Source organism: Novosphingobium tardum (assembly GCF_042652045.1).
Taxonomy (GTDB): Bacteria; Pseudomonadota; Alphaproteobacteria; order Sphingomonadales; family Sphingomonadaceae; genus Novosphingobium; species Novosphingobium tardum.
Map to the genome: position 1 here is coordinate 1 of NZ_JBHSDR010000001.1, position 11269 is coordinate 11269.

The 11269-nt window shown below is 54.7% G+C and carries 8 protein-coding genes; 2 read left to right on the plus strand and 6 right to left on the minus strand.

What is annotated here, in order from left to right:
- Positions 1 to 73: 73 nt before the first annotated feature.
- A complete protein-coding gene (locus ACFO0A_RS00005) occupies positions 74 to 688 on the plus strand; it encodes a hypothetical protein (RefSeq protein ID WP_379536933.1) in 615 nt (204 codons plus the stop codon).
- Positions 689 to 815: 127 nt separating this feature from the next.
- Here ACFO0A_RS00005 and ACFO0A_RS00010 read toward each other — a convergent pair whose 3' ends face one another.
- The 6 genes from ACFO0A_RS00010 to ACFO0A_RS00035 all read right to left on the minus strand — a co-directional run bounded on the left by ACFO0A_RS00010 (position 816) and on the right by ACFO0A_RS00035 (position 10205).
- A complete protein-coding gene (locus tag ACFO0A_RS00010) occupies positions 816 to 2468 on the minus strand; it encodes a long-chain fatty acid--CoA ligase (RefSeq protein WP_379536934.1) in 1653 nt (550 codons plus the stop codon).
- Positions 2469 to 2494: 26 nt separating this feature from the next.
- Positions 2495 to 4204, minus strand: coding sequence for a CocE/NonD family hydrolase (locus ACFO0A_RS00015; RefSeq protein WP_379536935.1), 1710 nt, complete (start codon positions 4202 to 4204; stop codon positions 2495 to 2497).
- Positions 4205 to 4228: 24 nt separating this feature from the next.
- A complete protein-coding gene (locus ACFO0A_RS00020; RefSeq protein WP_379536936.1) occupies positions 4229 to 5041 on the minus strand; it encodes an SDR family NAD(P)-dependent oxidoreductase in 813 nt (270 codons plus the stop codon).
- A 43-nt stretch (positions 5042 to 5084) separates the two neighbouring features.
- Positions 5085 to 6335 carry a thiolase family protein gene (locus tag ACFO0A_RS00025; protein WP_379536937.1) on the minus strand — a complete coding sequence of 417 codons (1251 nt, stop codon included), beginning with the start codon at positions 6333 to 6335 and terminating at the stop codon, positions 5085 to 5087.
- 42 nt (positions 6336 to 6377) lie between these two features.
- Positions 6378 to 7931 carry a class I adenylate-forming enzyme family protein gene (locus ACFO0A_RS00030; RefSeq protein WP_379536938.1) on the minus strand — a complete coding sequence of 518 codons (1554 nt, stop codon included), beginning with the start codon at positions 7929 to 7931 and terminating at the stop codon, positions 6378 to 6380.
- Positions 7932 to 8012: 81 nt separating this feature from the next.
- Entirely contained in the window at positions 8013 to 10205 is a 2193-nt protein-coding gene (locus ACFO0A_RS00035; RefSeq protein WP_379536939.1) for a TonB-dependent receptor, read from the minus strand.
- A gap of 446 nt (positions 10206 to 10651) precedes the next feature.
- On the opposite strand from ACFO0A_RS00035, the gene ACFO0A_RS00040 reads away from it, so the two are divergent.
- Entirely contained in the window at positions 10652 to 11071 is a 420-nt protein-coding gene (locus tag ACFO0A_RS00040; RefSeq protein WP_379536940.1) for a MarR family winged helix-turn-helix transcriptional regulator, read from the plus strand.
- Positions 11072 to 11269 lie beyond the last annotated feature (198 nt).

Here is an 11269-nt window from a genome sequence, read left to right on the forward strand (position 1 = left end):
GCAGCAGCCGCCTGATCGGCGCAGAGCGACAGCCTACCTCTGACTGCCGCCAATCTTTGCAACAGAGCCCGATTTGATCCTCCAGATCGCAGGCCGGGACACGAACCGCCTGCCATCTGTCCGCCGGCACGTGAGCGTTCTGCAGGGGGCCATGGCCTATATGTCGAAACACCAAGCCGAGGTGGCGCGGGCTCGGATCGAGCGGTTCTCGGACAAGTGGGGACACGACGCACTGGGAATAGAAAATGCGCCGGCAAATGAAGAACTTGAGCCGGAAATGCGAGTAGCTGTGTGGCTCGCTATGAGACGCAATCCTGAGCGGCTTTTGATGATCCCGTATCGGGCAGCAGTCGCTATCTGGGATGGCAAAACCCGTCTGTCGGACATCATGAATTATGCCTATGCGCGGGAGCTAGACATGCTGATCCATATGGTCGGCTATGACAGCTTCCGCGAAATGCTGTTCCAGCTTCGGATAGCAGTTCGGACCGACGAGGGGGATTACCGGCCAGGCAGCCTCTGCCAATGGTGGATTAAGGAGATGACCCCAACGGGCCGTCCAGACAGCTCGTGGGCCGCTTGCTTGAAGCTCGCCGAGGAGTTGAAGCTTTCAAAGACGCGCAGATGCAGCCTACGGCACAGACGCAAAAGCCGTTTGAAGGTCCCAGCCCCGGACGTTGAGGCATGATGACCGAACCCGTAACCCGGGCCGAGGCGTAGAAGCGGCTTGATACCGAGGCCAAAAGCTCAGCGTATTGAACAGCGCTCATAAACTCGGGAATATCGTCCCGATTCCTGCAGTACCGTTGTGCAGCCTATTTTGGTTCGGAGTGGGCTCCGTATTTTCGCGTGTTGATCAAGTAGCCCTTATATTTGTCTCGCAAGGACTTTTTATCGATTTTGCCTGTCGCCGTGAGTGGAATGGTCGCGATGATGATGGCGTCAGGGCTCCACCATCTCACTATCCTCGGCTCAAGGAATTCCCGCACCTGATCGGCTGTAACGGCACATTCCGGGTGAGGCTCAACAACCAAAATCGGTCGCTCCTCCCATTTTGGATGATACGCGCCAATTACGGCCGCAATCCGAACCCCAGGACAGGCCACAGCTATATTCTCAAGATCAATGGAACTGATCCATTCTCCGCCAGACTTGATGACATCCTTCTGCCGATCAGTAATCCGCATAAACCCGTCATCGTCCAAGGTCGCTATGTCGCCCGTGTCGAACCATCCGGCGGCATCCACGGCTGACTTGTCATCACCGAAATACCGCTCGATTGTCCAAGGACCTCGCACCAACAAGGTGCCTGGCGTTTTTCCGTCGCGCGGAACATCCCTTCGTTCTTCGTCGACGACGCGCAACTCAATACCGAATTGCAGCCGGCCTTGCTTTGTCCAGATCGTCTCTTCCGTAAGGTTTTCGCCCTTTGCCGCTAGTTTGGGCGTCGGCGTAGCGATAACGCCTAGCGGGCTCGTCTCGGTCATGCCCCAAATCTGCCGAACCTCTACACCATACTTTCTAAGAAACGTCTCGGCCATCGCACGAGGAACGGCCGAACCACCAATCACCAACTGTTTGAGGCTAGCGGTATTTCCGCCGCATTGCTCCAAGTAAGCTAGATAGGTCGTCCAGATGGTCGGTACGCCACCAGAAAAAGTGACGCCCTCCGTGGTGATAAGTTCATGTAAACTTGCGCCGTCCATTTTTTCACAGGGCAAAACTAATTTGCAGCCATTGATGGGAGCGACAAAAGGCAAACCCCACGCCGTCGCATGATAGAGTGATTGACACGGCATAATACAATCGAATGCGGAAAACCCCAGCGCTCCGGCTAGTCCTGCAGCTAGCGAGTGCAAAACAACGGATCTATGACTGTAGAGAACGCCCTTCGGATGACCCGTAGTCCCCGAGGTGTAGCATAAAAAGGCGGCGGCGTTTTCATCAAAGACTGGCCACTCGTAGGAGCTTTTCTGACGCGTAAGCAGCTCCTCATAAGAGGAAGCAACTGTGAGGTTGGCTTCCAAATTCCATTTCTCAGAGAGCGCAACGAATGTTCGTACGCCGCTAAGACGTGGCCGAATGCGTGCTACCATCGACGAGAACGTTTTATCAAAGAATAAAACTTCACTGCCCGCATGCGTAATCGTGTACACGATTTGATCGTCAGAAAGGCGTGGATTGGCGGTATGGAGTACACTGCCGATTCCCGGCGTAGCATAAAAGAGTTCGAGATGCCTGTGCGTGTTCCAGGCCAGTGAGGATACCCGAGAGCCCGGCCGAACCCCCAATTCACGCAGCATATGTGCCGCTTGAGCGACGCGCCGCGACATCTCGGCATATGTATAGCGCCAAATGGGCTCGTCAACCAAGCGGGAAACAATTTCGCGCTCACCATGCGCAACGGCAGCATGATTCAAAATTCCGATGATCTGCAGGGGCGTTCTCTGCATCAGTCCGTCTAACATGCATCACCCTTTTTGTTGCGCTGCCGTCATCTCGGTATGACGGGCAGAATGACATGAGACGATCTGGCTGCGCTGTGGAATATTGTTTGCCGCGCTGGTCGCGTTGAATTATCGGCCCCAATCGGCGCCCCGGTGTTGGTATTCCGATCATATTTCGGGAAGCTACTGCTAGAGATCTCAATCCGAACTCGATGGCCGGCTTTAAACACGATGCTAGTGGCAGCAAGATCAATCGAATACTCATATACAGCGTCGGGCGTCAGAAATGAAGGACTCGCGTCCGAAGATCGGTACCTGGCCCTCACAATGCCGTCGAGAACGACGTACGCCTCACCGTTTGGCCACACGTCGACCAACTTGGCTGTAAAATCCGTGTCCACCGCAGACGACTGAGCGTATAGAGTTACGCTTACAGGGCCGGTCACCTCCATTTCATCTGCGAGAGGTTCAGTAGAGTAGACCAGAACATCCGCTCGGGATTCTACCGCGCGCTGATCCACTGGTCCAAAGCCTCGCTGCATATCCAGAATGCTGCCGCCTTCCGTCGGCACGGGGTCTAGCGGATCATAAGTATAGCTTTCCAGTTCGTCCTCAAGTGGTGGCTCGCGTGTTAAGAGTCCGTCGGCGCCATGAGGCGAGGCGTCACTCCGAAAGAAATACTTTGTGTAATGCGTCCTGGCGAGGGGCCACTCGTTTTCATTACGCCAACGGTTGTCCCCCATCACGAAAATGCGGACCGGCGGTTCGTCTACGACGCCGTTGTCGATGTCCTTTAGCCAGTAATCAAACCATCGCAAATGAAGACCGATCAGATCAACCGCGTCTCCACCGGCGGAAAGACCGAAGTCATGGTCGCCTACCTTTCGCATGAGGTGCATTTCGTGACCCCACGGGCCCATAATCAATTTAACGCGGTGGGAACCACCTTTTGATGCAAGCTTCGTGAATGTCGAGAGGACCCCGGCTGCGGTTACGACATCGTACCAACCGCCTATTATGTAAGTTGGTAGATCGATGTTGCTAAACGAAGGCAAGTCCAGCTTTTGCCAGTAATCGCCGCACTCCGGGTGCCGCAACCAGTCGCGATAGAACGCTAATGACTCATTTTCAGCTATGGGCCACTGATTAAGAGGAAGATAACGAGCCTCTTGAGATAAGTCCGATAGTGATGCAGCAACCTGCCTTAAGTGCTCCGCGCTGTTCTGTAGCGTGGACTGGCGCCGGCCATGCATTGCAGCGATCGTTAATGTCCACAGTTGCGCAAGCTGTAGCTGAAACACGCCGCCTCGGAAGACCAGATCCTTCACAGTCTCCGGTGAGGACCCTGGCGCAATAGCGCTCAAATGTGGGGGGCGTTCTTCCGCAGCGGCCCACTGGACTGACCCAGGATAGGAGTATCCGTACATCCCGACTTTCTTGTTGGACCAGTTTTGCGCCGCAGCCCATTCAATCGTGTCGTAGCCGTCACTTGACTCGTGTCTCCAGGGATAAAATGTTCCCTCCGATGCAAAGCAACCCCGGCAATCCTGAAAGATAACCGCGTACCCATTTCGAGCCATACGTATGGGGTCATAGAAGTAATACGCAAACGCACGCCGTTTGTCGTACGGCGTACGCATCACGAGGGTAGGAAACGGGCCATCACCTTCTGGTCGGAATATATCCGCGCGTAGCGTGACGCCATCACGCATCGTAATGGCGACATCAGTTTCTATCTTGATGACTACCTGGTCCATTGGCAAGTTACCAAGCGCTTTCAGTTATGCCTTATTTGGCGCGTCAATTTGACAACTCACGCCACCGTCAACGAGAAGGTCGACACCAGTAACGAACTTCGCCTCGTCCGACGCAAGATAAACAGCGGCATAGGCAATGTCGTTGGCATCACCAGCGGCGCCTCCCGGGCAAATCTTAGCTCGAATATCGAGGATTTGTTGCACATCTTCTCCGTAATGCCGCTTCATCGTCTCTACCATCATGGGCGTATACAGCAGCCCGGGTAGGATGGCATTTGCGCGTATGTTGTTGGCGGCATACTGCATGGCGATGTGCTTCGTCATCTGATTCATTGCGGCTTTCGACCCCGCGTAGGCAATTAGAGGCACGCCCGTCCACCGCAACGCCGCCAGCGATGAAATATTTACGATGGCCCCACCACCGCCCTTGATCATCACCGGAATGCAGTATTTGCAGGCAAGAAATACGCTTTTCAGATTTATATCGAATACGGCGTCCCAAACCTCTTCTGATTGATCGACAACACCGCCAATCGGCCCAATTCCGATGTTGTTCACGAGGATATCAATTCGTCCGAATGTTTCTGTGCAATTTTCGACCGCGTTGGCGATGTCAGATGCGACAGTAACGTCGCCAATGTATGAGCTGCACTCGCCGCCAGACGCTCGGATAATCTCCATCGTTTCCTCGGCAGCCTCTGCATTCTTGTCGAAGCCCAGGATCTTGGCGCCTTCCTTCGCGAACATGAGAGCAATGGCTTTGCCGGTCCCCAGCCCCGGTCCAGACGAACCGCAGCCCATGACGACAGCAACTTTTCCTTTCAGTCTTCCGCTCATGACTGGCCCCCCTGCAGACAAACGATTATCGATGTTACACAACTCAAACTTTCTGAAGGATGGTAATAGCGCAAGCTGCCTCCTCAAGGCCGATCACGCCGCCGCCGTTCTCCTGCAATGCGAATTCCGCCCCCTCCACTTGGCGGTCTCCCGCCTCGTGCCGCAGTTGGGTTGTTAATTCGGTCAGCATCGAAAGCCCTGTAGCGGCAATTGGGTGCCCTTTTGAAACCAGCCCGCCGGATGTATTTACGGGTAGCTGGCCGCCGAGGCTCGTCGCGCCGGAAGCGACAAAGGGGCCTCCTTCACCTATTTCGCAAAACCGCAGCATCTCCATTTGGTAGACTTCACAGAAGGACGTGGCATCATGCACTTCCGCTACATCGATTTGCGCCGGGGTCACGCCGGCCACGCGGTAAGCTTTGTCTGCTGCGACGCGGCTTAAACTTGGTTCGTCTTCATTGCGGTATTTTCCGCCCGTGAATACGTTTGCCCTAATTCGTATCGCCCGGGCCCGGATAGGTTCCGGCAGGGTGTTCCGATAGCGTTCCGAACAGACAAGAATCGCCGCGGCACCGTCGCCGAGCGGCGAACACATTGCGCGAGTAAACGGATCTACGACCAGTCGATCAGCCAGCACCTCCTCGGGTGACATCGTGAAGCGATATTGGGCTTTTGGATTCAGAGAGCCGTGAAAGTGGTTTTTAGCAGCACAGGCGGCGATTTGCTCGCGGGTCGTTCCATACCGCTTCATATGATAAGCGGCCTGAACGGCGTAGGTGTCCATGGGCAACGTCCTGTTCGGCTCAGGCGTGAACGCTACACCGATGTTGCGTGCGACGCGGTGGTATTCCTCAAGTAGCTCTTCGCGATCGAATGGGGAGTGACCGCCGCCGAACCACTGAAAGATGTCCGCACCGGGACGGGGATCAAAGAGCTTTTCCACGCCCAAAGCAAGGGATAGGTCCGACTGGCCCGACAGGATATCTTTGAATGCGCCATGAAAAGCCATCGAGCCAGTGGCACAACCCCCTTCCACATTGATCATGGGTACCCGCTCGGGAAAGAGGCCTTCTCGGACAAGAGGCAAAAAACAAACTTGTCCGCGGATAATCGCCTGGCCCCAATAATCCATCATGCAGTTTCCAAACCATGCGAATTCGATCTTCGCTCCGGTTTCCATACCCGCATCCGCAAGGACACCGAGATAGGCCTCGCGAGTTAGATCCCGAACGGTCTTTTCGCTCGCGCGCCCGAACCGGGTGGTGAACGCGCCGACAATGTACGCATTGGTCATCTAAACCACCTTTTGAGGGTGACGCGTGGGCGCTGCACCAAGCTAAATGGCTCTTTCATGACCTACCCAGTAGGTCTGTCGAAGGTCGCGTTTTGACACCTTGCCGTTAGCTGTCCGAGGCAACTTCTCCAAGAAATCGATGGTCTTTGGACACTTGACTCCGCCTAGCCGAGTTTTGCAGAGTTGCAGGATCTCAGCGCCAGTCGCACCGGCACCGGGCTTTAATTCAACAATAGCTTTCACCGCCTCGCCCCACTTTTCGTCGGGAACGCCGAGCACGGCACAGTCCTGAACTGCAGGGTGACTCCAAATTACTTGCTCAATTTCACTGGGATAAACGTTGAACCCGCCGCTAATTATCATATCGCGCTTGCGATCTACGATGTAAACAAATCCATCCACGTCTTTCCTACCGACGTCGCCGGTCAGATGCCAACCATCTGCACTTGTTACTTCTGCGGTGGCTTCCCTGTTGTTATAATATCCTTGCATAACAAGGCTGCCCCGCACCGCGATTTCCCCCGTCTCTCCCGCGGGGCAGATGCCGCCTTCGCTATTCAGAATTTCAGTCGGCGTCAGATACGAGGACCGACCACAGCTAAGTAATCGTTCAGGGCGGCTCGACAGCGCTTCCATGTGGTCTTCGGGAGAAAGATACGTGCAAATCATCGGCGCTTCCGCCTGACCAAACGTCTGCGCCATAACTGGTCCGAATATCTCTATGGCCTTCTTCAGCTTCTCAACTGACATAGGAGCGCCGGCATATATGAAATACTGCAGCGAGGAATAATCGAACTTCCCGATCGCTGGGTCCGCGAGCAGCATATAGATGGCCGTCGGAGGCAGGAAAATGTGCGTTACGCGGTGCTTCTCGATATTCTCGAGCACACTTCGCGCGTCGAACTTGGGCATGATGACCTGCGTTGCTCCTTGCGGGAGCAAACACAGTCCAACAACGCCGGCTCCATGGGTCATGGGCGCGACTAACAGGTGGACCGGCGACTTTTTGGGCGGCATCGCGATCCGCATATTCGCGATCAATGCTTCCCAAGTCAGATCAGAGTGCATGACACCCTTCGACCTACCCGACGTTCCCCCGGAACCGAGTATCACAGCGAGCGTGTCGACCGATCGGACTTCAGGCGGCACGGGTTCATATGGACCCGTTAACCAGTGATCCAGCGACGCCACATTACGAGCATCGGTCGAAGTCATGCATATGTAGGTCTTTATCTTGGGACACTCGGCTCGAAGCGGCGAAAGAAGATCTAAATAGGCGGGAGAGAGAAAGAGCACTTCAACATCCAGGCTGTCTAGAATGAAGATCGTGTCCTCGATGGCATTTCTAATGTTTACTGGGACCCAAACGGCGCCTAGCCTCAGCGTTCCCAGGACACATTCGAATGCACGTGAGCAATTTTGGCTGATCACGGCGACTTTACACTGTGAACCGATGCCGCATTCAAGCATCCTGCGAGCAATGCGGTGGGAGACCTCCTGCACGTCGCTAAAGGAAAGCACTCCTTGGTCGTCCACCAAACAGGCGCGATCCGGATTTAGGGCAACGCCTTGGTCGAAGAATTCAATGAATCGCACTCGCTATACTTCCTCAAAAAGCTGCTAGCCGCCCGTAGGAAGCGCCGGCTCGCGTGCCGGCGCTATGGAAAAGCTCAGATATTAGAATCTGTACCCGAGCTGCACACCGAAGGTACGTGGCGGGGCGACATATCCGACGTAACCTGCAGAAGACGAAGCTAATATGTCGGTGTGATAGACTTTGTCGGTTATGTTTCTGACGAAAACCGCGCCGTATAGCCCTTGGTCGCCTGAAGGCGCGAACGACAATTGAACGTTGCCCACGAAGTTCAATTTCTCGCTCGCAATGGGATCGGCAAACGCGGTGTAGTAGATCCTGGACCTATGATACCCGTCGAAGCGGAACGTTACATCGTTGGCGCCGATAGCGGCTGGCCATGTGTACTGCATGGCGAAGTTAAGCGTGAGGTTGGGTGCCCGCAGCAAGGGATTACCCTTCTGGTCAACGGCGCCCGGGGCGGGATTGAGCGGATTGGTCGAGACGTAGTTATCAAACCGTCCGCGCAATAACTGAACCCCTACTGTCAACAAGAGGTTTTCCGTGGGTCTGGCGTCGGCATTGGCTTCGATGCCCTTGCTTGTTGCCTTAGCCGCGTTAGTCGTGACCGCGACGAGGGCTCCAGCAGGTGTTCTGTTCGTGAACTGGAGTTGCAGATTGTCGTACTTCGATATAAACGCATCCGCGCTTAGATGTAAGCGACCATCCAGCAGCGTTGATTTGAAACCTACTTCGGAGTTCGTGACGCGTTCGGGCTGCCACGCTTCGCCAATTGACAGTGTGTTATACCCTCCGCTTTTGAACCCTTTGCTATAAGATGCATAGAGCATCGTGTTGTCCGTGACGGAGTATTTGGCTACAAACCTGGGCGTCCACGCAGACCATGTTTCTTTAGCATTCTGAGCCTTTGTCACCGTGCCATTTACTGCGTTGGTTTCGATATTTTCTTTCGATTCTTTGCTGTACCGGACACCAGCTGTCAGGGACAATCCCGAGGCTAGCGTATAGCTTGCCTGTCCCCCGACGCCGAAGGCGTCCGTCGTGAGAGTACCCACGGCGAGAGTCCTAACACGTGCCACCGGAACGGCGATTGCAAAATTATAGTCCGTCGTTTGATGCATATACGAAGCGAGCGCGGTCCATTCGATTGGCCCATCAGAATTTGAGCCTGCGGTAAAGTCCTGGGAGAAAAAGTTCGACCTCTCCGGGCTGTTTCCGCCCCCAACGTTTAAGGCATCGATCTCAGTCGCGTCCGTATCTGTGTTCTTGATGTTGAGCTTTTCCTTTCGCACAGCCGTCACGGATGATAGAAAAACCTTGCCGATCTCATATTTGACCGTCGCGTCCGCTCCAGTCTGCTTAGCGGCCACGCCGGACTGAACATTTTGCTGAACCGTGAAAGGGTCGCTGATCTGCGTGGCATTAAAGGCCGTATATGCGACATTGAAAAGGGTGTTGAGCGACTTCAGCATTGGGCTTGTGTCGCTGTCGTAATGTCTCGCATTAAGCGTGATCTGTAGGGCGTCGCTCGGGTTTATTTCCAGTGCGGCTCGAAATGCTCGTTCGTTTCGGTCGTTACCGCGCGTATTGAGTAGAATGTTTCTTGTGTAGCCGTCGCTCTTGTTCACCAGAAAGCTCACGCGAGCAGCCACCGAGGCTCCAAGCGGTCCGCTTACCGTCCCACGTAGCAGCCCTTTTCGGTAACTGCCCGTCTCCGCTTGAATATCACCTTCGAATGTTTCGCTGGGTCTTTTTGATATGATGTTTATCGCACCACCGGTCGCGTTGCGCCCATAAAGCGTTCCCTGCGGTCCTTTCAGCACTTCGACACGCTCGACGTCCGAAAATGCGAGTGTGGATCCTGCGGGACGGCTCTGGTAGACGCCATCGATATAAACCGCCACGGCGTTATCTACGCCCGCTCCAATTACGTCGCTGCCGATACCTCGTATATAGATTTGTCCGAAACCGCTATTTTCGGTCATCACCAGACCGGGTGTTTGCGTCTGCAGATCCATATTTGAGCCCGTTCCGCTCTTCGCGAGACTTTCCGCGCTGAACGCTTGAATAGACATCGGAACGTCTTGCAAATTTTGGGATCGACGCTCGGCCGTCACTACGATCTCATCGACGCCAGCGGAGGGGCTATCGCTATCCGGTTCCGACCCGGTTTGTCCGGCAACTGCGCTCTGATCCTCGGCACTCGCAGCAGGGGTGCCCGTCAGCATCACTCCGCAAAGCACGGCACTCGCGCTAAAGCTACGCATCAGATTCATTTCTTCCTCCCCACTTTTGTGATGCGTTCGAGATCGAACGCAGAACTTGCGCAGTCACTCTTTGTGCCGATGGTGGCGAGCTGCTCCTTCCTAAGATTCAGCTTCATGATCTGACAGCTGTACGACCGCCGACCTGCACGGAGGTATATAAACGAAGTTGGGTATGTCAATGGAGTTGTTATGCTGCATCGCACAACACTTTACCCCTGAATTCAGCGACGCCCCAAGGCAGAAAGGTAATCCCGCCGCATTGCTCCACCGGTTGCGCGCCGATATTTCATCATTTATGCAGCGGCCAATGGACAACACCGAGGTATGAAAACGGGTCGCAGTAGCTACGTCCCCCGCCCGGAATGCCGATGAGTAGGAGAATCAAGCTGCGGTTGGAGAACATTGATTCGGATGGGCCGTCTTGGAAAATGCTCGAGGGAATCTTATTTGTCCAAATGCGCCTTCACGCGCTTGTCGAAGGGGCGCTGGCTGTCCATCAGCTAGGTCTAGCCCATCACCGCGCTATGTGGTTTATAGCGAAGTGTCCCGGTATTACGGTTGGAGAGCTAACGACAATTCTGCGTGTGTCCGGTCAAGCTCTAACGAAGACTTTGGGCCAACTGATCGAGCGTGGGTTGGTCAAGCAAACCTCAGATGCCAAGGATCGGCGTGTTAGACGCTTGTATTTAACCAAGAAGGGAGAACCGATCTTTCTAGAAACGTTAGGACAGTTGTTCGAGTGCATGGAACATGCGGCGGTCGTCTGCGGCGGGAACGCTGTGCAAGATTTTCTCGCTGTTACTGATGTCCTGATGGATGACCATGATAAAGCTTTAGTTAGGCCTCGCCCAGAGAAAGCGGTAAGAGGCCTTTAGGCACTTGGTCAAGGCCCAGATCGAAGCGCCGCTTGCGCTTCAGAAACCAATCCGCTTCCAAGCTTGCGCGCGAGCGGCTGCTCGAAGGCATTGCGAGAACTCGCTTTGATAAGATGATGCGCCTCTGTGGGCTCTGTTGCAAAGATTGGCGGCAGTCAGAGGTAGGCTGTCGCTCTGCGCCGATCAGGCGGCTGCTGC